Annotated in this window: 16 protein-coding genes, 2 tRNA genes and 3 pseudogenes; 5 read left to right on the top strand and 16 right to left on the bottom strand. The window is 58.8% G+C overall.

What is annotated here, in order from left to right; genetic code table 11:
- Positions 1 to 139 precede the first annotated feature (139 nt).
- The 7 genes from dnaB to rnr all read right to left on the bottom strand — a co-directional run bounded on the left by dnaB (position 140) and on the right by rnr (position 7,459).
- The gene (gene dnaB, locus AC07O1_RS01860) at positions 140 to 1,534 is read right to left on the bottom strand and encodes a replicative DNA helicase (protein ID WP_495087751.1); all 1,395 of its coding nucleotides are present in this window, start codon (positions 1,532 to 1,534) and stop codon (positions 140 to 142) included.
- Between the two features lie 137 nt (positions 1,535 to 1,671).
- Positions 1,672 to 2,118, bottom strand: a complete 447-nt coding sequence (gene rplI, locus AC07O1_RS01855) for a 50S ribosomal protein L9 (protein ID WP_095169562.1) — start codon at positions 2,116 to 2,118, stop codon at positions 1,672 to 1,674.
- A 19-nt stretch (positions 2,119 to 2,137) separates the two neighbouring features.
- Positions 2,138 to 3,031 (bottom strand): hypothetical protein, encoded by an 894-nt coding sequence (locus AC07O1_RS01850; protein ID WP_495087750.1) that lies wholly within the window; start codon positions 3,029 to 3,031, stop codon positions 2,138 to 2,140.
- A 36-nt stretch (positions 3,032 to 3,067) separates the two neighbouring features.
- Complete coding sequence (gene rpsR / locus AC07O1_RS01845) at positions 3,068 to 3,298, bottom strand: 30S ribosomal protein S18 (RefSeq protein ID WP_002551829.1); 231 nt, start codon at positions 3,296 to 3,298, stop codon at positions 3,068 to 3,070.
- A 28-nt stretch (positions 3,299 to 3,326) separates the two neighbouring features.
- Positions 3,327 to 3,752, bottom strand: coding sequence for a 30S ribosomal protein S6 (rpsF, locus tag AC07O1_RS01840; RefSeq protein WP_150743927.1), 426 nt, complete (start codon positions 3,750 to 3,752; stop codon positions 3,327 to 3,329).
- Positions 3,753 to 4,067: 315 nt separating this feature from the next.
- Positions 4,068 to 4,835 (bottom strand): 23S rRNA (guanosine(2251)-2'-O)-methyltransferase RlmB, encoded by a 768-nt coding sequence (gene rlmB, locus AC07O1_RS01835; protein ID WP_494993444.1) that lies wholly within the window; start codon positions 4,833 to 4,835, stop codon positions 4,068 to 4,070.
- Positions 4,832 to 7,459: a ribonuclease R gene (rnr, locus tag AC07O1_RS01830; protein ID WP_495011236.1), complete on the bottom strand. Its 2,628-nt coding sequence runs from the start codon at positions 7,457 to 7,459 to the stop codon at positions 4,832 to 4,834. The genes rlmB and rnr overlap by 4 nt, the downstream gene beginning before the upstream one ends.
- Before the next feature lie 225 nt (positions 7,460 to 7,684).
- Between rnr and AC07O1_RS01825 the strand changes: the two genes are divergently transcribed.
- From AC07O1_RS01825 to AC07O1_RS01805, 5 genes and pseudogenes are all read left to right on the top strand, one after another.
- Positions 7,685 to 7,774 (top strand) — tRNA-Leu (locus tag AC07O1_RS01825).
- Positions 7,775 to 7,940: 166 nt separating this feature from the next.
- Positions 7,941 to 8,027, top strand: a tRNA-Leu gene (locus AC07O1_RS01820).
- 77 nt (positions 8,028 to 8,104) lie between these two features.
- Positions 8,105 to 8,545: pseudogene (locus tag AC07O1_RS01815) on the top strand (extracellular solute-binding protein); the annotation flags it as partial.
- A pseudogene (locus AC07O1_RS01810) lies at positions 8,545 to 8,706 on the top strand (iron ABC transporter permease); the annotation flags it as partial. The pseudogenes AC07O1_RS01815 and AC07O1_RS01810, both read left to right, overlap by 1 nt.
- A 3-nt stretch (positions 8,707 to 8,709) precedes the next feature.
- Positions 8,710 to 9,084: pseudogene (locus tag AC07O1_RS01805) on the top strand (transposase); the annotation flags it as partial.
- Positions 9,085 to 9,125: 41 nt separating this feature from the next.
- Here AC07O1_RS01805 and AC07O1_RS01800 read toward each other — a convergent pair.
- The 9 genes from AC07O1_RS01800 to mutL all read right to left on the bottom strand — a co-directional run bounded on the left by AC07O1_RS01800 (position 9,126) and on the right by mutL (position 20,688).
- The gene (locus tag AC07O1_RS01800; RefSeq protein ID WP_494993441.1) at positions 9,126 to 11,060 is read right to left on the bottom strand and encodes a methyl-accepting chemotaxis protein; all 1,935 of its coding nucleotides are present in this window, start codon (positions 11,058 to 11,060) and stop codon (positions 9,126 to 9,128) included.
- Positions 11,061 to 11,198: 138 nt separating this feature from the next.
- Complete coding sequence (locus AC07O1_RS01795; protein ID WP_494993440.1) at positions 11,199 to 12,491, bottom strand: adenylosuccinate synthase; 1,293 nt, start codon at positions 12,489 to 12,491, stop codon at positions 11,199 to 11,201.
- Between the two features lie 54 nt (positions 12,492 to 12,545).
- Positions 12,546 to 13,733 carry an ATP phosphoribosyltransferase regulatory subunit gene (locus AC07O1_RS01790; protein ID WP_494993439.1) on the bottom strand — a complete coding sequence of 396 codons (1,188 nt, stop codon included), beginning with the start codon at positions 13,731 to 13,733 and terminating at the stop codon, positions 12,546 to 12,548.
- A 276-nt stretch (positions 13,734 to 14,009) separates the two neighbouring features.
- Complete coding sequence (hflC, locus tag AC07O1_RS01785) at positions 14,010 to 14,879, bottom strand: protease modulator HflC (protein ID WP_494993438.1); 870 nt, start codon at positions 14,877 to 14,879, stop codon at positions 14,010 to 14,012.
- On the bottom strand, positions 14,879 to 16,051 hold the full coding sequence (gene hflK / locus AC07O1_RS01780; protein ID WP_495087749.1) for an FtsH protease activity modulator HflK: 1,173 nt from the start codon (positions 16,049 to 16,051) through the stop codon (positions 14,879 to 14,881). Before hflK ends, hflC begins: the two co-directional genes overlap by 1 nt.
- A 96-nt stretch (positions 16,052 to 16,147) precedes the next feature.
- Complete coding sequence (gene hflX / locus AC07O1_RS01775; RefSeq protein ID WP_495087748.1) at positions 16,148 to 17,449, bottom strand: ribosome rescue GTPase HflX; 1,302 nt, start codon at positions 17,447 to 17,449, stop codon at positions 16,148 to 16,150.
- Between the two features lie 12 nt (positions 17,450 to 17,461).
- Positions 17,462 to 17,722, bottom strand: coding sequence for an RNA chaperone Hfq (gene hfq / locus AC07O1_RS01770; protein ID WP_419117040.1), 261 nt, complete (start codon positions 17,720 to 17,722; stop codon positions 17,462 to 17,464).
- 96 nt (positions 17,723 to 17,818) lie between these two features.
- Positions 17,819 to 18,790 (bottom strand): tRNA (adenosine(37)-N6)-dimethylallyltransferase MiaA, encoded by a 972-nt coding sequence (miaA, locus tag AC07O1_RS01765; protein WP_495087747.1) that lies wholly within the window; start codon positions 18,788 to 18,790, stop codon positions 17,819 to 17,821.
- On the bottom strand, positions 18,790 to 20,688 hold the full coding sequence (mutL, locus tag AC07O1_RS01760; RefSeq protein ID WP_495087885.1) for a DNA mismatch repair endonuclease MutL: 1,899 nt from the start codon (positions 20,686 to 20,688) through the stop codon (positions 18,790 to 18,792). Before mutL ends, miaA begins: the two co-directional genes overlap by 1 nt.
- Between the last annotated feature and the right edge of the window lie 4 nt (positions 20,689 to 20,692).

Here is a 20,692-nt window from a genome sequence, read left to right as displayed (position 1 = left end):
GCATTTGTGTGTAGGAGCGAGCTTGCTCGCGATGGACGTTAACGATAACGCGTGTTTTCTAAATAAACACGCCGCCCTTGAGTCCATCGCGAGCAAGCTCGCTCCTACAGGGCATTGGGGCAACCCCCTCGCCACAGGGTTATTCGTCTTCGAAATTGTAACTGCCTGGCGCGAGGTTTTCGAAACGGGTGTATTTGCCGATGAACGCCAGGCGAGTGGTACCAATCGGGCCGTTACGCTGTTTGCCGATGATGATTTCAGCAATGCCTTTGTGCTCGGTTTCCGGGTGATACACCTCGTCCCGGTAGACGAACATGATGACGTCGGCATCCTGCTCGATCGCTCCGGATTCCCGCAAGTCGGAGTTGATCGGGCGCTTGTTCGGTCGCTGCTCCAGGGAACGGTTGAGCTGAGACAGCGCAACTACCGGGCAGTTGAATTCCTTGGCCAACGCTTTCAACGAGCGGGAAATCTCGGAAATCTCGTTGGTCCGGTTGTCACCGCCGGAGCCTGGAATCTGCATCAATTGCAGGTAGTCGATCATGATCAAGCCAACCTCGCCATGCTCACGCACCAGTCGCCGAGTACGCGCACGCATCTCCGAGGGGCTGATGCCGGCGGTGTCATCGATGAACAACTTGCGATCGTTGAGCAGGTTGACTGCCGAGGTCAGGCGCGGCCAGTCATCGTCTTCCAGGCGACCGGCACGGACCTTGGTCTGGTCAATCCGACCCAGGGACGAAAGCATACGCATGATCAGCGATTCGCCTGGCATCTCCAGCGAGTAGACCAATACAGCCTTCTCGCTGCGCAGTACGGCGTTTTCCACCAGGTTCATGGCAAAGGTGGTCTTACCCATGGATGGACGGCCGGCGACGATGATCAGGTCGGCCGGCTGCAGGCCGCTGGTCATCCCGTCGAGATCGGTATAACCGGTGGACAGGCCAGTGATGGCGTTGTCGGTATTGAACAGCGTATCGATACGATCGATGGCCTTGGTCAACAGGTCGTTGACGCTGACCGGGCCGCCGGTTTTCGGCCGCGCTTCGGCGATCTGGAAGATCTGCCGTTCGGCCTCGTCAAGAATCTCTTCGGCGGTACGCCCTTCCGGGTTGAAGGCGCTGTCGGCGATTTCGGTGCTGATGGCGATCAGCTGACGCAAGGTGGCCCGCTGCCGGACGATCTGCGCATAGGCCTTGATGTTAGCGACCGACGGCGTGTTCTTCGCCAACTCGCCCAAGTAGCCGAGGCCGCCGACCTGGGAGCTTTGACCTTCCTTGTCCAGCTGTTCGGACAGGGTCACCACGTCGATTGGTGAGTTCTGATCCGCCAGTTTGGCAATTGCCCGGAAGATCAGGCGGTGGTCATGTCGATAGAAATCGCCGTCGGAGACTTGATCGAGCACGCGTTCCCAGGCGTTGTTGTCCAGCATCAGACCACCGAGCACAGCCTGTTCGGCCTCGATGGAATGCGGCGGCACCTTCAGGGCTGCGGTTTGCAGATCGTATTGCTCAGGAGCGGAGATATCGTTCATGGCCACTTGGAATCAGGAAAGGTTTTATAACCAGAGACAATCAGGATCAGCAGAAAGACAAAGGGCACGACCTGTAAACAGGATCGTGCCCGATGTTACCGGCAAGCACCCAAGGGTACCAGCCGATCAAGTGCTGCTTAAGCTGCTACCACGACAACGCGTACGGTGGCTTCAACTTCAGCGTGCAGGTGCACGGCTACGTCGAATTCGCCTACGTTGCGGATGGTGCCGTTCGGCAGACGAACTTCGCTTTTTGCAACTTCAACGCCAGAGGCGGTCAGTGCATCAGCGATGTCGTGGGTGCCGATCGAACCGAACAGCTTGCCTTCGTCACCGGCGGTGGCAGTGATGGTCACTTCCAGCTCAGCCAGTTGGGCAGCGCGGCTTTCAGCCGAAGCTTTCTTGTCTGCAGCCAGTTTTTCCAGCTCGGCACGACGCTCTTCGAACGCAGCCAGGTTGGCAGCGGTCGCAGCGGTAGCTTTGCCGTAAGGCAGCAGGTAGTTACGGCCGTAACCAGCCTTAACGTTCACTTTGTCGCCCAGGTTGCCCAGGTTGGCGACTTTTTCCAGAAGGATCAGTTGCATGTGGAAATCCTCTTAACTTTTAACCTTCACCGTTCGCGCTATCGGCGTCTTTCGGCGCCAAACGACCGCGAAAATCAATCAGGCTGTCGACAATGGCCAACACCACGAGCAACGGATAGATCAGCTGCATAAACAGCAACAGCGTTACGTACAACCCCACCAGCCAAAACCTGGCCAGTCGCTTTTTAGTCACCAGCCCATGAATCAGGGCCAGCCCGGCGAACACCAGCGGTACGCTGCACAACGGCGTCAACATGGCCATCTGGTTACCGAAGTTCGGCCCCAGTAGCATGCACGCCAGCAGCAACATCGCCGGCCCCAGCGGGATACGGATGGCGCGAAATTCGCGACCAAAACCACCGGGGTTGTACAACAACGCCTGCCAGTAGCGCCCGACAATCAGGCTCAGCACACTGACGATTTGCAACAAGGCTGCTATCAGGCCGGTCAGGACCGGTGCAATCAGTGACGCCAGACGCGCTCGCTCTTCTACCGAAAACTTCTGGTAGAGATCTCCAAGCGCCAGCGGCAGGATTTTTACCAACTCCTGCGCCAGGCTTTCGATCTGAGGGCGGAATGCCGCACCCAACACCACTGAAAACACCAGTCCCATCGCTATGCTGACCAGCAGCACACGGTTCCAGGACTCGCTTGCGCGCAAAACCAACGCAAGGCCCGACGACCCGAGCAACACCATAAGTGCGCGTGGATCATCAGAATATAGCCACCAGATCAACGCTGGCAGCAGTCCAAGAGCAAGGACGCCAATGGCATCCCTGACTCCGCGCCGCAGGAGCACAAGACTTCCCGCGGCAGCACCCAACCAATACAACAACGGCAATGCTGCACATCCAGCCACTACCAGAGTGGCCTGCATGCGACCGCGCATGATGAACTCAGCTAAGGCGCGCATGCATTCAATCCCTTACTACGTGTCGACTGCCCGGTCTCAGCGGCCGTGGCTGTCGGTGTAGGCCAGCAGGGCCAGGAAGCGGGCGCGCTTGATAGCGGTGGCCAGCTGACGCTGATAACGAGCTTTGGTACCGGTGATGCGGCTTGGAACGATTTTGCCGGTCTCGGATACATAAGCTTTCAGAGTGTTGAGATCTTTGTAATCGATCTCTTTCACGTCTTCAGCGGTGAAGCGGCAGAATTTACGACGACGGAAGAAACGTGCCATGTAATTGGCTCCTCAAAAGGTCCGTGGATTACTCGTCAGCGTTATCGCTGTTGTCGCTGTCATCACCATCAACGCCATCGGCGCTGTCGGAGTGCTCAGGACGGTCGCGACGCTCACGGCGCTCACTGCGGTTTTCTTCAGCCTTGAGCATCTCGGATTGGCCGGTAACGGCTTCTTCGCGACGGATGACCAGGTTACGGATCACTGCATCGTTGTAGCGGAAGTTGTCTTCCAGCTCGGCCAGGGCCTTGCCAGTGCACTCAACGTTCAGCATCACGTAGTGAGCCTTGTGAACATTGTTGATTGCGTAGGCCAGTTGACGACGGCCCCAATCTTCCAGACGGTGGATTTTGCCGCCGTCTTCTTCGATCAGCTTGGTGTAACGCTCAACCATGCCGCCGACTTGCTCGCTTTGATCCGGGTGGACCAAAAAGATGATTTCGTAATGACGCATGAATGCTCCTTACGGGTTGTAGCCTGCCGCTCAAAAGCGGTCAGACAAGGAGTGAATGACACTTGTGTGTCTTGCCAGAGGTCGACACATGTGTGCCTGCCGTCACAGCAAGGGGCGCAATTGTAGAGAAGGGGCGTAAGAGGCGCAAGGCAATTGGTGATTATTTGAACAATCATCGCGACATGATCGTTCCTACGCTCTGCGTGGTAACGCCGCGATGGACGCTCCGCGTCCGCTTGAGAGTGACGCGGAGCGTCACGGGATGCATTCCCACGCGGAGCGTGGGAACGATCAATCAATGAAACTACAGCAGGATCAGGACTTTTTGGCGGCCGCTGCGGCTTTGACGCTGCGCTGGCGCTGAGCCTCGAACAGGCAAACGCCGGTGGCCACGGAAACGTTGAGACTGCTGACGCTGCCGGCCATTGGCAGGCGCACCAGGTAGTCGCAATGTTCACGGGTCAGGCGCCGCATGCCCTTGCCTTCCGCCCCCATGATGAGGATGGTCGGCCCCGTCAGGTCTTGCTGATACAGGTCCTGCTCGGCCTCACCCGCGGTACCGACGACCCACAGGCCGCGCTGCTGGAGTTTCTCCAGAGTACGCGCCAGGTTGGTCACCGCCACCAACGGAATCACTTCCGCGGCGCCACAGGCGACTTTTCGTACAGTCGGGGTCAGGGTGGCTGACTTGTCCTTCGGAACGATCACCGCCAACGCACCGGCCGCATCAGCAGAACGCAGGCAAGCACCGAGGTTGTGCGGATCGGTTACGCCATCGAGCACCAGCAGCAGCGGCGCACCTTCGGTACGGTCGAGCAGCTCGTCGAGCATTGCCTCGCCCCAGACCTGGCTTGGACTGACGTCCGCCACCACGCCCTGGTGCACGCCTTCAACCCAGGCGTCCAGCTCACGACGCTCGGCCTGACCGACCGCAACGCGGTTTTCATTGGCCAGCTCGATCAGCGTCTGAACGCGCGGATCGCTGCGGCCTTCGGCCAACCAGATCTGCTTGACGCGTTTAGGGTGATGACGCAGCAACGCTTCTACGGCATGTACGCCGTAGATTTTTTCCAACTGACTCATGACTTGGCCTTAGGTTTACGCGCCCCGCCGCTTTTGGCTGGAGCCGAGCCCGCTTTCGGCGGGCCTTTACGGTGTTTACTCGGTTTGGCTGGCTTGCCCGTCGAGCTGGTTGATCCCGACCTTCCGGACTTTCCCTCAGACGCCGCTTTACCGCCGCTTTTCGCTTCGTTCAGCAACGCCTGCTTCATTTCACGACTTTTGCGCAACTCGGCGTTTTTCGCCGCAGCATCGCTTGGACGGTAAGCTTCGCTGGATTTCTTGTCCGCCGCGGTACGCCGCCCGGTCTTGGCCGCTGCCGGCTCAGGAACAGGTTTCGCCGCAGGCACATCAACACCCGCTGTACGTTTCTTGCGACCGATCGGCGCGCTGATGGTTTTTTCGGCCATCTCGAAGTCGATTTTGCGCTCGTCCAGATCAACCCGCATGACCCGCACTTCGACGGTATCGCCCAAGCGGAAGCTGCGACCGGTACGCTCACCGGCCAGGCGATGGTGCACAGGATCGAAGTGGTAGTAGTCACCCGGCAAGGCGGTGACGTGAACCAGACCCTCGACATAAATATCGGTCAGCTCAACGAACAGACCAAAACCTGTCACGGCAGTAATCACACCCGGGAACGACTCACCAACGCGATCTTTCATGAACTCGCACTTGAGCCAGTTCACAACGTCACGAGTGGCTTCGTCGGCACGGCGCTCGCTCATGGAGCATTGCTCGCCGAGTTGCTCCAGCGCCGCTTCGTCGTACGGATAGATGCGCGCTTTCGGAATGGTCATCGCCCCGGCACGTTTGACGTGCGGGGTGTTCTGCTTGGAATGGATGACACTGCGAATCGCCCGGTGCGTGAGCAAGTCCGGGTAACGACGAATCGGCGAAGTGAAGTGGGTATAAGCTTCGTAATTCAGGCCGAAGTGCCCCTGGTTATCGGCGCTATAAACCGCCTGGCTCAACGAACGCAGCATGACGGTCTGGATCAGATGGAAATCCGGACGATCCTTGATACCGGCGAGCAACGCCTGGTAATCCTTCGGCGACGGACCGTCTTTGCCTTTATGCAGCGACAGGCCAAGCTCACCCAGAAACGCGCGAAGCTTTTCCAGACGCTCCGGCGGCGGACCATCGTGAACCCGGTACAGCGCAGGAATTTCGTGCTTCTTCAGGAACTCGGCGGTGGCCACGTTGGCCGCCAGCATGCACTCCTCGATCAGCTTGTGCGCATCGTTACGAGTGGTCGGAGTGATTTCAGCGATTTTACGCCCGGAGCCGAAGATGATTCGGGTCTCCTGGGTTTCAAAGTCGATCGCTCCACGGACATGCCGTGCGCCGAGCAACACTTTGTACAGCGCATACAACTGCTTGAGGTGCGGCACGACATCCGCGTATTCGCTACGCAGCTGTTTGGCTTCGCTGGTTTTCGGCTGTTCGAGGATCGTGCTGACCTTGTTGTAGGTCAGACGAGCCTGGGAGTGGATCACCGCTTCGTAGAACTGGTAATCGGTCATTTCGCCGGTTTTCGAGATGGTCATCTCGCACACCATGGCCAGACGGTCGACTTTCGGGTTCAGCGAGCACAGGCCGTTGGACAACTGCTCCGGCAGCATCGGTACAACGCGCTCGGGGAAGTACACCGAGTTGCCGCGTACCTGCGACTCGGCATCCAGCGCCGAACCGATCTTCACATAGCTGGAAACGTCGGCGATGGCCACGTACAACTTCCAGCCACCGGAGAACAGGCGCAGCTTGCCAGGCTTGGTTTCGCAATAGACCGCATCATCGAAGTCGCGCGCATCTTCGCCGTCGATGGTGACGAACGGCAGATGGCGCAGATCGATGCGCTTCTCTTTGTCTTTCTCTTCGACTTGCGGCTTGAGCTTGGCGGCCTCTTTGAGCACCGCTTCAGGCCAGACGTGAGGAATGTCATAAGTACGCAGCGCGACGTCGATTTCCATGCCTGGCGCCATGTAGTTGCCCACTACCTCGATCACGTCACCTTGCGGCTGGAAGCGTGGCGTTGGCCAGTGAGTGACCTTCACTTCGACGAACTGACCGACTTTGGCGCCGGCATTGCGGCCCGGCGTGACCAGCACTTCTTGCTGAATCTTCGGGTTGTCGGCAACGACGAAGCCGATGCCGCCTTCTTCGAAGTACCGGCCAACGATACTTTCGTGGGCACGGGAAACCACTTCGACGATCATGCCTTCACGGCGACCACGACGGTCCAGGCCGGAAACCCGGGCCAGCGCACGGTCACCGTCGAACACCAGACGCATTTGTGCCGGGCTCATGAACAGATCGTCACTGCCGTCGTCCGGGACCAGGAAGCCAAAACCGTCTCGGTGACCGCTGATGCGACCGAGGATCAGGTCGAGCTTGTCCACCGGTGCGTAAGTGCCCCGGCGGGTATAAATCAGCTGAGCATCGCGCTCCATGGCGCGCAGGCGGCGACGCAGGGCTTCGAGCTGGTCTTCTGTGGTCAGACCAAACTCTTCGACCAACTGCTCGCGGTTAGCCGGCGAACCTCGATCAGCAAGATGCTGAAGGATCAATTCGCGGCTAGGAATAGGGTTTTCATATTTTTCCGCTTCACGAGCGGCCTCGGGATCGAGGGACTGCCAATCGGCCATTAGAGAGTTTTCACCTTGTCTATATGCGGGTTAGTTTGGCATACACGTATTGAAACGGGAAATTTCAGGCTCCGACAGCACTTGAAAAGCTCTTTGCCAAGCATAGAAAGCTCACCTGAGTGCCGCTCGCGAAATTTTCCAAGTATTTTTAATAACAGGGGTTTACAGTTAAAACCGTGGTCCGTATAGTGCGCGCCATCGACGACGACAGACGTTGTCGATACTGCCCAGATGGTGAAAAAATTGGTAGACACGCCAGCTTCAGGTGCTGGTGACCGCAAGGTCGTGGAAGTTCGAGTCTTCTTCTGGGCACCAATTTAGAGCTGGAGATTACATCAATCTTCAGGCTCCCACAAAAACCCGCGAAAGCGGGTTTTTGCATTTCAGGCGTTTGATTTATTAAAACCAAAACAGGGGTTTACAGATCAAAACGCTCTACGTATAGTGCGCTCCATCAACGGCGTACAACGCTGCTGATACTGCCCAGATGGTGAAATTGGTAGACACGCCAGCTTCAGGTGCTGGTGACCGCAAGGTCGTGGAAGTTCGAGTCTTCTTCTGGGCACCAATTCAAACTTCAGAGCATCGCTTTGAAGCTTCACAAAAACCCGCGAAAGCGGGTTTTTGCGTTTCTGGCTTTCGAATCTGCGCAGCCTGCGCGCCTTCGGTAAGGTCTACAGCAACAACATGGTGGCCTTGAAAGCTGTGGAGAATGGCGAAGTCGCCAGCGTCCTGGTCAACAACTACTACTGGTTCGCCCTGCAGAGAGAAAAAGGCCAGCTCGACTCCAAGCTGCACTACTTCACTGGCGGCGATGTCGGCAGGCTGATCACCGTCTCCAGCGCAGCAGTGCTCAAGTCCAGCAAACACCCGAAAGAAGCCCAGCTATTCCTTGCGTTCATGGCAGGCAAAGAAGGCCAGCGCGTCATCTCCCAGACTTCAGCAGAATACCCGCTGCGCAAGGGCATGGAGTCGGACCGCGGCCTGAAACCCTTCAACCAGCTGCAACCACCAAACGTCACCCCGGCCGACCTCGGCAACGCCGAACAAGCGCTGGATCTGGAACGTGACGTTGGCCTGAACTGATGAGCGCATCGCTTGCCGCCTCCGCAAACCGCGGGGGTTCTGTGCCACGGCGCAAACGACCATCAATCTGGCTGCTGTTACCAGTGCTGCTGTTAGTGGTGCTGAGCCTGCTGCCGATGCTGTCTGCGGTATTGCTCGCGCTTTGTCTTGTGCTGTTGTGGCTGGAATTGCGGGTTCGCGGCAAGGATGCCAGTGCGGCGCAGCGATATGCCGGGATCGCCCCGGTCACCGAACGCAGCGGCAAGAAAAAAGTCGTCCACTGGCGCTATCAATGCGCAACTTTTTTGCGCCAGACGTTTGTTGAATGGGCTGCCCACAGCATCAATCAATCGGTGTGGGCAGAGGCGTATCATCGCCAACAAAGGGCCAAAGGCAGCTCTTACCAAGCGGCCCTCAGGGCACTGGCGTTCAAGTGGATCAGGATCGTTTATCGGTGCTGGAAAACCAGCACCGTGTACGACGAAAACGTTTATCTACAGGCCTTGCTTCGGCACGGCTCGCCTTTGATCAGCGAGCCGGACACAGCAAAGCCATGTTGACGGAAAGGCTCAGGGCGTGATGGCGATGGAACAGGCAACATCTATGCCCTGAACTGCCCCAGACTCGCCTTCAGTTGCGCCGCCAGACCGTCCAGCACCTTGCCGCTGGCGGTTGTCTCCACCACCGCCTGAGCCGCGCGCTCTGCCTGGGCATGGATGGTTTCGACCCGCCCACGTACCGCGTGCGCACCTTTCGCCTGATGAGCCGCCGCCTGGGTAGCCAAACCAATCGCCGCATGGACCTGCTCAACCGAGGACTGCACCGACTGCTGCAAGCGCGCACTGTCACGCAACACCAGCAAGCCTTCGCTGGCCTGACGACCCGCCTGACCAATCGCCGCTACCGCTTCGCGCGCCCCCTGCTGCAAGGCACCAATATGCGCCTGGATGTCGCCGGTTGAGCTTTGAGTCTTACTCGCCAGCGCCCGCACCTCATCGGCCACCACCGCAAAACCGCGCCCGGTTTCGCCGGCGCGCGCCGCTTCAATGGCCGCGTTCAGCGCCAGCAGGTTGGTCTGTTCGGCAATTCCGTGAATCACCGTCAGCACCACTTCAATCTGCTCGCTTTGTTGCGCCAGTCGCTCGATCACTTTGGCGCCGGTATCCACCTGCCCGGCCAATGCCTCGATCAAGCTTCCGACCTGCGCCGATGTACGGGTGTTCTCGTCGGTCGCCTGACGGATATCCACCACCTGCTTCAAAGCCGCCTGCATGGCATGACTTTCGGCCTGGGCCTCATCAGCCATTTGCGACAACGCACGCAGGCTCTCCGCGACTTCGTCCCGCTGCGCCGTTGCTGCCGCATCGGCACCGGCATTGCGCAGGGTCATGGCGCCAATCTCGACACCCGTGCGCTGCGCTACATCGCCCGCCTCGCGGACAATCGGCTGCAACTTATCCACAAAGCGGTTGACCGCCGCAGCCATGTCGCCGATCTCGTCCTTGCTGTTGAGCTGGACGCGCTTGGTCAAATCACCCTCACCGGCTGCCAAATCATTCAGCGCCGCGATCAATAGATGCAACCGGTTGACCACCCGACGTCCCAGCACCACCGCCAGCAACAGCAAGACACCAAACCCGACCAATGCCAGGCCCATGCCGATCCGCCAGCGCAACGTTGCTGCAGCCTCCTGCACGGTGCTGGTGGTGTTGTCCTTCATCTGCGAGGCGGTGGTTTGCGCCGACTGCAAGCGCCCACGCATAGCGGTTGCGCTATCAGCCGCTGCGCCCTTGAGACTATCGCCAACCAATTGATCACTGCTGGCAATCAAGGCCGAGAAGCGTTTATCCAAAGCCGCCAGATCAGTCTCTACCGAAGCCGTGGAGACCCCCATCAATACCTTGCCGATTTCCACGCCATTGGGACTGATCGAGGCTTCGAGGTAGTAGACCGAAGAATCGTGCTTCGCCGCATCCAGCACTTTATCCATCGCCCGCTCGCCCTGGCCTTTCTCCAGAAGGGCCTTGTTGATCGGGTTTTCCCGATTCATATAGCGAGTCAGGTGCTGGCCGGTGGCGTCGTCATACACCACGAACAGCACGTTGGGATTGCGCTGGGCACGTCGGGCGAATTCGGAAAGGGTCGGGACATCGTTGTCCCACATCGCGCGCGGAGCCACAGAGGCAAGAAGCTGGGCCATATCATTGGCCGAGTCCTTCAGATCCTTTTCCAGTGCAGCACGCAGTTGCGACTGCTCATCCTTCAGTCGCGAGGACAGACCCGCGGTCAGGCGCTGACGGGTACTGGTGGAAAGACTGTCGAGGCTCGACGTGACTTCACGCCCCGCCTGCTCGAGCTCGCCAGACAGTTTCTGGCTATCGACACCCAGTCGGGTACCGAGATCAGCTTCCAATGCGGTCACCGTACTCCGAGTCAGAGCAACAGCCACCAGCACCTGCACCAAAAGGGCGATACCAAGGGTAACGAACACAGGCCGCAGTAAACGGCTTTGTAACAGTGAGAGAACGGCCGACACAGGAAATCCCTCTACGTTGACGCCATTAAATTGATGGCACCCTGGAAAGGATAATCACAGCAAAGGTCGTGCCGTCCAACAGACAGAAACGACAAAGGACCCTATAAAGGGTCCTTTGCGTTTTACATCAACGACTTATTAAGCGAACGGATGACGCAGAACGATGGTCTCATTGCGGTCCGGCCCCGTCGAAATAATGTCGATCGGCGCGCCAACCAACTCTTCGACGCGCTTGATGTAAGCACGAGCAGCCGCTGGCAGCTCTTCCAGGGTCTTGGCACCCAGGGTCGACTCGGTCCAGCCCGGCATTTGTTCGTACACCGGCTCCAGGCCGATGTAGCTGTCGGCGTCGGTCGGTGCGTCGATCACTGCACCATCCTGGTTCTTGTAGCCCACGCAGATATTGATGGTCTCAAGACCGTCGAGCACGTCGAGCTTGGTCAGGCACAGGCCGGAGATGCTGTTTACGTCGATGGCGCGACGCAGGATCACGGCATCGAACCAGCCGCAACGACGAGCACGGCCGGTGGTAGCGCCGAACTCGTGGCCACGCTTGGCCAGGAACGCACCAACGTCATCGAACAGCTCGGTCGGGAATGGACCCGAACCCACGCGAGTGGTGTAAGCCTTGGTGATGCCCAGAATGTAATCCAGGTACATCGGACCAAAACCCGAACCGGTAGCGATGCCGCCGGCCGTGGTGTTGGAACTGGTGACGTACGGGTAGGTACCATGGTCGATGTCCAGCAGCGAGCCCTGGGCACCTTCGAACATGATGTCCTTGCCGGCGCGACGCAGGTCGTGCAGCTCGGCCGTCACGTCCAGCATCATCGGCTTGAGCAGCTCGGCGTATTCCATGCACTCGTCGAGTGTCTTCTGGAAGTCGATCGCCGGCTCTTTGTAGTAATTGACCAGTACGAAGTTGTGGTAATCCAGCAACTCACCCAGCTTCGCGGCGAAACGCTCGCGATGGAACAGGTCACCGATACGCAGGCCGCGACGTGCAACCTTGTCTTCATAAGCCGGGCCGATGCCGCGACCGGTAGTACCGATCTTGAGCTCGCCACGGGCTTTTTCACGGGCCTGGTCCAGCGCCACGTGGTAGGACAGGATCAGCGGGCAGGACGGGCTGATACGCAGGCGCTCGCGCACCGGTACACCTTTCTCTTCCAGCTTGATGATTTCACGCAGCAAGGCGTCAGGTGCAACCACCACGCCGTTACCGATCAGGCATTGCACACCTTCGCGCAGTACGCCCGAGGGGATCAGGTGCAAGACGGTTTTCTCGCCGTCGATCACCAGCGTGTGACCGGCGTTGTGGCCACCCTGATAGCGCACTACGGCGGCAGCATGTTCGGTCAGCAGATCAACGATCTTGCCTTTGCCCTCATCACCCCATTGGGTGCCCAGGACTACGACATTCTTACCCATAACACTTGTCCTCATTCGCGCAAACTTGGTGCCGGCAGCGGCCGGCAGGAAAACTCAAGAGGCCAGCGGCAATACTTGCCAAAGCCCGTTCTGCAGAATCAATTGCCGGTCGCAGTCCGCTTCACGGGCGGCGGCCAAAGGTTGCCCAGGCAACGCCTGAACGACACGCTGACCCTCACTGCGCAACTGGCAAACCTGCTGCCAGAGTGCCGCGTCCGTACTGTCAGGCATCCAGATACCGCCAGACGGTAGCTCGACTTCAGCACGCCCCAGGGTCACCAGGGTTTTCAAATCGGTAGAGAAGCCAGTCGCCGGACGGGCACGACCGAAGTCGGCGCCAATATCGTCATAACGACCGCCCTGAGCGATGGACTGGCCAACACCCGGTACGAATACTGCGAACACCACACCGGTGTGGTAGTGATAACCGCGCAACTCACCCAGGTCGAAGTAAAGCGGCAACTCCGGGAAGCGCGCGGACAAACGCTCGGCAATCGCCAGCAAGTCATCCAGCGCAGCCAGAACAGGAGCCGGCGCATTGGCCAGACGCTCACGGGCAGCCGCCAACACTTCACGGCCGCCACACAAATCGACCAACGCCCGCAGCATGCCCGACAGATCGGCAGGCAGGCCTTCGGTCAAGGTAATGACCTCATCGATCGCCTTGCGCTGCAAAGCGTCGAACAACTGTTGCTCCACTTCACCGGACAAACCGGCGGCACGGGCCAGACCACGATAGATACCCACATGGCCAAGATCCATGTGCACATCCGGCACATCGGCCAGTTGCAGCATCGCCAGCATCAAGCTGATGACTTCAACGTCGCTGCTTGGACTCGCATCGCCGTACAACTCGGCGCCCAGTTGAATCGGGCTGCGCGAGGACGACAAGGCACGCGGCTGCGCATGCAGAACACTACCGGCATAGCATAGGCGGCTCGGACCTTCGCGACGCAAGGTATGCGCGTCGATACGCGCCACTTGCGGGGTGATGTCGGCGCGAAAGCCCATCTGCCGGCCCGACTGCGGGTCGATCACCTTGAAGGTCCGCAGATCGAGATCCTGGCCTGCTCCAGTCAGCAAAGATTCCAGATATTCGATGTGCGGGGTGACGACGAACTCATAGCCCCAGCTCTGGAACAGATCCAACACCTGACGACGCGCTACTTCAATACGCGCCGCTTCCGGCGGAAGTACTTCTTCGATGCCATCTGGCAGCAGCCAGCGGTCTACCGTTGCCATTACGCCATTCCCCTATGATCCGGGCGGCACGCTTCTGGGCGAGCCTTGAGTAAAGCAGAAAGTATTGCATCCGACGCAAACCCAGTCGGACAACAGCCTGAAACCCAGGCTACACAGCACTTTCCTCGAAAAATCTTGCCAAGTTCTCAAGCGAACTTCAGCCAATCAAACGTGCAGACGCAAAAAAGCCGGGAATTTCCCGGCTGCCGCATCATACACTCGTTTTCCCAAAGGATCACCCCGCCAAGCGCATTAGCCGCTCGGCGGGGCGCCCCATCAAGGCTTGGCTTTTTCCAGAAAACGGAAGAAGTCGCTGTTTGGGTCCAGAACCATGACGTCGGATTTGTTCGTGAAGCTTTCACGGTAGGCACGCAGGCTACGGTAGAACGCGTAGAACTCCTGATCCTGACCATAGGCCTTGGCGTAAATCGAAGCGGCCTGGGCATCGCCATCACCGCGAGCCTCTTCCGACTCACGATAAGCCTCGGCCAGCAACACGCGACGCTGACGATCGGCGTCGGCACGAATGCCTTCTGCCAGCTCGTTACCTTTGGCGCGATGCTCGCGAGCTTCACGCTCACGCTCGGTGCTCATACGCTCGAACACGCTGCGGTTCACTTCCTTCGGCAGATCGATGGCCTTGACCCGAACATCGATAACTTCGATGCCCAGCTCTTTTTCCGCCATTTTATTGAGCGAAGCAGTGATGTCCGCCATCAGCGCATCGCGCTCACCGGAAACCACTTCATGCAGGGTGCGTTTACCGAACTGGTCACGCAGGCCCGATTCCAGACGACGCGAGAGTCGCTCATCAGCAATCTGCTTGAGGCCGGATGTCGCGGTGTAGAAGCGCTCGGCATCTTTCACGCGCCACTTGGCGTAGGCATCGACCATGACGGCTTTCTTTTCCAGCGTCAGGAAGCGCTGCGTCGGTGCATCAAGCGTCATCAAGCGCGCATCGAACTTGCGCACCTGGTTGACGTAAGGCACTTTCACATGCAGGCCCGGCTGAACATCAGTCTGAACCACGCGACCGAACTGCAGCAGCACCGCACGCTCTGTCTGAGCCACGATGTAGAAGCAGTTCCAGGCAGCGATAGCCACGATGACGCCGACAATAAGGGCGATCAGCGATTTATTGCTCATCAGCGACTCTCCCTGGTACGCGTTTGCTGTTGCTGCGAATCCGCTGCGCTGCGCGGGCTCACATCGCTGTTGCCAACTGCTGCCGCGCCCACTGCCGGTGCAGTGCCGCTACGACCGCTTTCGATCATCTTGTCCAGCGGCAGATAAAGCAGGTTGCTCTGCCCGTTCTTGTTACCGGTCACAAGCACCTTGCTGGTGTTGCTGAAGACTTCCTGCATGGTGTCCAGGTACAGACGCTGACGGGTGACCTCAGGGGCCTTGCGGTACTCGGCCACCAGTTTGGTGAAGCGATCGGCCTCACCCTTGGCGCGAGAGACGGTCTCGTCGCGGTAACCATTGGCATCCTCGAGGATCCGCTGGGCCTGGCCACGAGCTTCCGGCACCACGCCGTTGGCGTAGGTCTCAGCCTGGTTGCGCGAACGCTGCTCATCTTCACGAGCGCGGATCACGTCATCGAAGGCTTCCTGGACTTCACGGGGAGCGGCAGCGCTCTGAACGTTGACCTGAGTGACGGTGATACCGGTGCGATAGGTATCGAGGAAGCGTTGCAGACGCTCCTTGATTTCGCTGGCCATCAACTCACGCCCCTCGGTCAGCACCTGGTCCATCGCGGTGGAACCCACCACATGGCGCAGGGCACTCTCGGTCGCGTGTTGCAGGCTGATTTCCGGCTGATCGACGTTCAGCACGAAGTCCTGCAGGTTGCTGATCTTGTACTGCACGGTCAGCGGCACTTCGACGATGTTTTCGTCTTCAGTCAGCATTTGACCCTGCTTGGTATAGGCACGCTCACGCGTGACGTTTTCCATGTACTTGCGATCGATCGGCGGGAAGTAAATGTTCAGACCCGGGCCGACGGTTTCATAGTACTTGCCGAAGCGCAGCACCACGGCCTGCTCCTGCTCGTCTACGACATAAACCGCGCTGTACAGCCAGATGGCCGCCAGCACGACAAGGCCGATACCAAGCAAGCCGTAACCTCCGCCCTTGCTTGAACCACCGCCATCGTCACCACGTTTCTTGCTACCACCGAACAACCCATTCAGGCTTTCCTGTAGCTTACGGAAGGCCTCGTCGAGATCTGGCGGCCCCTTGCGGTCGCCATTATTTCGGCGCTTACCACCCCAAGGATCCTGATTATTCGAGTTGCCACCCGGCTCATTCCAAGCCATAGCGCTCTCCATCTGATAAAGCAAAGACGCGCCCGCGGCGCGCCGACCAATGCTACAGAATGCCTGCTACAGCGGCACAACCGCTTTTTCAGGCTTTTATTGCAAAGTGTGTTGCTCGATGAACTCCAGCGGTTGCATTCCTTCGCGACTCACCAGTCGATTCAACTCGACCCGTGGCAAGCGAACAGCCAGTAAACTGATGCCTTCTTCATCGTGTTCTTCTTTCTGTACTGCGCCTAAAGCGAAGAACTGAGCACGCAGTCGAGCAAAACGCTGGGGCAAGCGCAAGGTGCCGACGAACAAATCGTTGCCGAGCAATTCTGCGACAGCCTGCTTGAGCAGATCCAGTCCCTGACCGTCCCGGGCCGACAACCAGACCCGCTGCGGCTTGCCGTCTGCATCGCGCTGGATCTGCGGCTCCACACCCTCAAGCAAATCGAGTTTGTTATAGACCTCCAGGATCGGCAAGTCTTGAGCACCGATCTCGCCGAGCACCACCATGACCTGCTCAATCTGAGCCATACGCTCGGGCTCATGGGCGTCGATCACGTGCAACAACAGGTCGGAGTTGCTCGACTCCTCCAGCGTAGCTCGAAACGCCTCGACCAGTTTATGCGGCAAATGGCGGATAAAACCCACGGTATCGGCCAGCACGATGGGACCGAGGTCTTCGAGCTCGAGGCGGCGCAGGGTCGGGTCGAGAGTGGCGAATAGCTGGTTGGCCGCGAAGACGTCGGAGTCGGTCACCGAGTTGAACAGCGTCGATTTGCCGGCGTTGGTATAACCCACCAGTGAAACCGTCGGAATGTCAGCACGCTTGCGGCCACGACGCGATTGCTCACGCTGGCTGCGAACCTTTTCCAGACGCCCCTTGATCTGCCGCAGGCGAATCCGCAGAAGACGCCGGTCTGTCTCGAGCTGGGTTTCACCCGGGCCACGCAGACCGATACCGCCTTTCTGCCGTTCAAGGTGAGTCCAGCCACGAACCAGCCGCGTACTCATGTAATCAAGCTGGGCCAGTTCTACCTGGAGCTTGCCTTCATGGGTGCGTGCGCGTTGGGCGAAGATATCGAGAATCAGACCCGTGCGGTCAATCACGCGACACTCGAAAACACGTTCGAGGTTACGTTCCTGACTGGGTGTGAGGATGTGATTGAAAATCACCAGATCTACCTGTTCGGCTTTGACCAGGTCGCGTAACTCTTCGACCTTGCCGCTGCCAATCAGGTATTTGGCGGTTGGCCGATTACGCGGCACGTTAAAAAACGCGACGGTCTCGGCGCCGGCCGATATTGCCAACTCCTGAAACTCCTGCGGATCTTCGCGCGCCTCAGGGTCCTGACCATCCAAGTGAACGAGAATTGCCCGCTCACCACCACCGTGGCGCTCAAAGAACAAAGGAGACTCCTATCAGGCGTTACCTGGCTCAGCGTCACCCTGTTCGGTTTCGGTTGCGCTAGGCAAGCGAATTGGACGAACCGGAACCACTGTCGAGATAGCGTGTTTGTAAACCATCTGGCTGACGGTATTTTTCAGCAAAATCACGAACTGGTCGAAGGACTCGATCTGACCTTGCAGTTTGATCCCGTTGACCAGATAAATGGAAACCCCAACTTTCTCTTTACGTAAAGTATTCAAGTAAGGGTCTTGTAGCGAATGCCCTTTTGACATGTGCCGCACTCCTTTAAGGATCAATAATAAAAAAATTAGAAAACAGATGGCTTTTGGCCGCCACTCCCCCAAAGGATAGACGGCAATTGCAAGGACTCAGCTCAATATGGAGACCGTTCCCAAGTATTTCAAGGCGCGTGGCAGATTGTCGCAATCCAGACTGTCCAGCCAATGCAGGTCAGCCCAGCTGCGTAGCCAGGTGAACTGGCGCTTCGCCAATTGGCGCGTGGCAATGATGCCGCGCTCCTGCATCTCGGCTGACGTCAGCTTGCCATCCAGGTGATCCCAGACTTGTCGATAGCCTACAGCACGTATAGACGGCAACCCGGCATGCAGGTCACTTCTTGAACGCAGAGCTACGACCTCGTCAATGAATCCCTGTTCCAACATTTGTGTAAATCTTTGTGCAATACGCTCGTGCAGTACCTGACGGTTCGCCGGAGCGATGGCCAAGTTTGCGACAGTATAGGGCAATTGTCCGCGTCCCGAAGCGGCTGCTTCAGTACTTTGCGCAGATTGTCGCTGCCGATGGGCCGTCATGCTCAGGCCGCTGACTCGATAAACCTCCAGCGCCCGACTCAGTCGTTGCGGATCATTGGGATGGATTCTCGCCGCAGATTCCGGGTCGATCACCGCCAGTTGGTCGTGCAGGGCTTGCCAGCCAAGGCGTGCAGCCTCCTCCTCGATTTCTGCGCGCACGTGCGGATCGGCCGCCGGCATATCCGCCAGACCTTCGAGCAAAGCCTTGTAATAGAGCATTGTCCCGCCCACCAACAGCGGAATGTTGCCGCGTGCGGTGATGTCCGCCATCGCGGCCAGGGCGTCGGTACGGAAATCAGCCGCTGAATAGCTCTGCGCCGGGTCGAGAATATCGATCAACCGATGGGGAAACTCGGCCAACAGCTCTTTCGAAGGCTTGGCGGTGCCGATATCCATGCCGCGGTAGACCAGCGCCGAATCGACGCTGATCAACTCGCAGGGCAATACTTTGGTCAACTCGATGGCCAGATCGGTCTTGCCCGCAGCAGTCGGGCCCATCAGAAATATGGCTGGAGGGAGCTGGCTCATCAACGACCGCGCAAGAACAGTTTGTCCAGATCGTCCAGACCCAATTGGGTCCAGGTCGGTCGGCCATGGTTACATTGACCGCTGCGTTCGGTGTTTTCCATGTCGCGCAGCAGACCGTTCATTTCCGGCAAGGCCAGGCGTCGATTGGCGCGAATCGCGCCGTGGCAGGCCATGGTCCCGAGCAATTCATTGAGATGCGCCTGAATCCGGTCACTGGTGCCGTATTCCATCAGGTCTGCCAGGACGTCATGAACCAGACGGTTGGCTTCGGCCTGCTTGAGCAGTGCCGGGATTTGCCGGATTGCCAGGGTTTCCGGGCCCAGACGCTGTAATTCGAAGCCCAGACGCTGGAACCAGTTGCCATGTTCTTCAGCGCAATCGGCTTCGCGCTGGCTGACCGCAATCGACTCAGGCACCAGCAATGGCTGGCCACTCAGGCCTTCGCTGGCCATCGCGACTTTCAGCCGCTCGTACATGATCCGCTCATGGGCCGCGTGCATGTCCACCAGCACCAGGCCCTGGGCGTTTTCCGAGAGGATATAGATGCCTTTAAGCTGCGCCAGCGCATACCCCAAAGGCGGGATATCACCCTGGCCGTCCGGCAGCGACACTGCCGCGTTTTCCGGCAAGGGCGCAAAAAACTCGCGATAAGCGCTCTGGGCTTCGGCGGCCGGCAACGCCGATTGAGGCCTCGGCGTGTATTGGTATTGATAACCCGCCCCGGCGCCTGAGCCCGGCGCATTGAATGTCGGTTGAGGCCGGGGTTGTTCCAGCAACAGATTGGCAGCCAGACTCATTTCGCCCTGCGGTCCGAACTCGCCGGCCTCGATTCCGCTTGGCCGGACAATGCCGGTGGCAGCGGCTGGGGCGGCCAGATGATCCTCCGGACGCACGTCGCCCAAGGCGCGGTGCAAGGTGCCATACAGGAAGTCATGCACCATGCGCCCGTCACGGAAACGCACTTCGTGCTTGGTCGGGTGCACGTTGACGTCCACTACCGCCGGGTCGACTTCAAAAAACAGCACAAAGGTCGGGTGCCGACCGTTGAACAGCACATCCCGGTAAGCCTGACGCACCGCATGGGCCACAAGCTTGTCGCGCACGGCGCGGCCGTTGACGTAGAAATACTGCAAATCCGCCTGGCTTCGGGAGAACGTCGGCAACCCGACCCAACCCCACAGGCGCAGACCGTTGCGTTCGACCTCGATCGGCAGCGCCTGCTCGAGGAATCCGGCACCGCAAACCGCTGCCACACGCCGGGCGCGAGCCGCGTCGTCATGGGCTTCGTGCAGACTGAGGATGCTCTTGCCGTTATGGCGCAAATGGAACGCCACGTCGAAACGCGCCAGCGCCAGACGCTTGATCACTTCTTGCAGGTGATCGAACTCGGTTTTCTCGGCCTTGAGGAATTTACGCCGCGCCGGGGTGTTGAAAAACAGATCGCGCACTTCCACCGAAGTACCCACTGGATGGGCCGCCGGCTGGACGCGGGGCGCCATGTCACGACCTTCGGTCTCGACTTGCCAGGCCTGGTCGGCATCGCGGGTACGGGAGGTCAGGGTCAGGCGCGCTACCGAACTGATGGACGCCAGCGCTTCACCACGGAACCCCAGGCTCATCACGCGCTCGAGATCCTCCAGGTCGCGGATCTTGCTGGTGGCATGTCGCGCCAGGGCCAACGGCAGGTCATCCGAAGAGATGCCACTGCCATCGTCACGCACGCGCAACAGTTTGACCCCGGCTTGCTCGACATCGACATCGATACGTTTGGCACCGGAGTCCAGGCTGTTTTCCAGCAATTCCTTGATCACTGACGCCGGGCGCTCGACGACCTCGCCAGCGGCGATCTGGTTCGCCAACCGCGGGCTGAGCAGCTCAATACGCGCGCGATTGCTCAGCATC

The organism is Pseudomonas sp. GW821-FHT07G10 (assembly GCF_059418545.1).
This window is presented reverse-complemented; position numbering and strand designations above follow the sequence as displayed.

What these genes read in the sequence shown, in the direction of transcription:
- dnaB (WP_495087751.1), bottom strand. Translation starts at nt 1,534, where the DNA reads ATGAACGATATCTCCGCTCCTGAGCAATACGATCTGCAAACCGCAGCC.
- rplI (WP_095169562.1), bottom strand. Translation starts at nt 2,118, where the DNA reads ATGCAACTGATCCTTCTGGAAAAAGTCGCCAACCTGGGCAACCTGGGC.
- AC07O1_RS01850 (WP_495087750.1), bottom strand. Translation starts at nt 3,031, where the DNA reads ATGCGCGCCTTAGCTGAGTTCATCATGCGCGGTCGCATGCAGGCCACT.
- rpsR (WP_002551829.1), bottom strand. Translation starts at nt 3,298, where the DNA reads ATGGCACGTTTCTTCCGTCGTCGTAAATTCTGCCGCTTCACCGCTGAA.
- rpsF (WP_150743927.1), bottom strand. Translation starts at nt 3,752, where the DNA reads ATGCGTCATTACGAAATCATCTTTTTGGTCCACCCGGATCAAAGCGAG.
- rlmB (WP_494993444.1), bottom strand. Translation starts at nt 4,835, where the DNA reads ATGAGTCAGTTGGAAAAAATCTACGGCGTACATGCCGTAGAAGCGTTG.
- rnr (WP_495011236.1), bottom strand. Translation starts at nt 7,459, where the DNA reads ATGGCCGATTGGCAGTCCCTCGATCCCGAGGCCGCTCGTGAAGCGGAA.
- AC07O1_RS01795 (WP_494993440.1), bottom strand. Translation starts at nt 12,491, where the DNA reads ATGGGTAAGAATGTCGTAGTCCTGGGCACCCAATGGGGTGATGAGGGC.
- AC07O1_RS01790 (WP_494993439.1), bottom strand. Translation starts at nt 13,733, where the DNA reads ATGGCAACGGTAGACCGCTGGCTGCTGCCAGATGGCATCGAAGAAGTA.
- hflC (WP_494993438.1), bottom strand. Translation starts at nt 14,879, where the DNA reads ATGAGCAATAAATCGCTGATCGCCCTTATTGTCGGCGTCATCGTGGCT.
- hflK (WP_495087749.1), bottom strand. Translation starts at nt 16,051, where the DNA reads ATGGCTTGGAATGAGCCGGGTGGCAACTCGAATAATCAGGATCCTTGG.
- hfq (WP_419117040.1), bottom strand. Translation starts at nt 17,722, where the DNA reads ATGTCAAAAGGGCATTCGCTACAAGACCCTTACTTGAATACTTTACGT.
- miaA (WP_495087747.1), bottom strand. Translation starts at nt 18,790, where the DNA reads ATGAGCCAGCTCCCTCCAGCCATATTTCTGATGGGCCCGACTGCTGCG.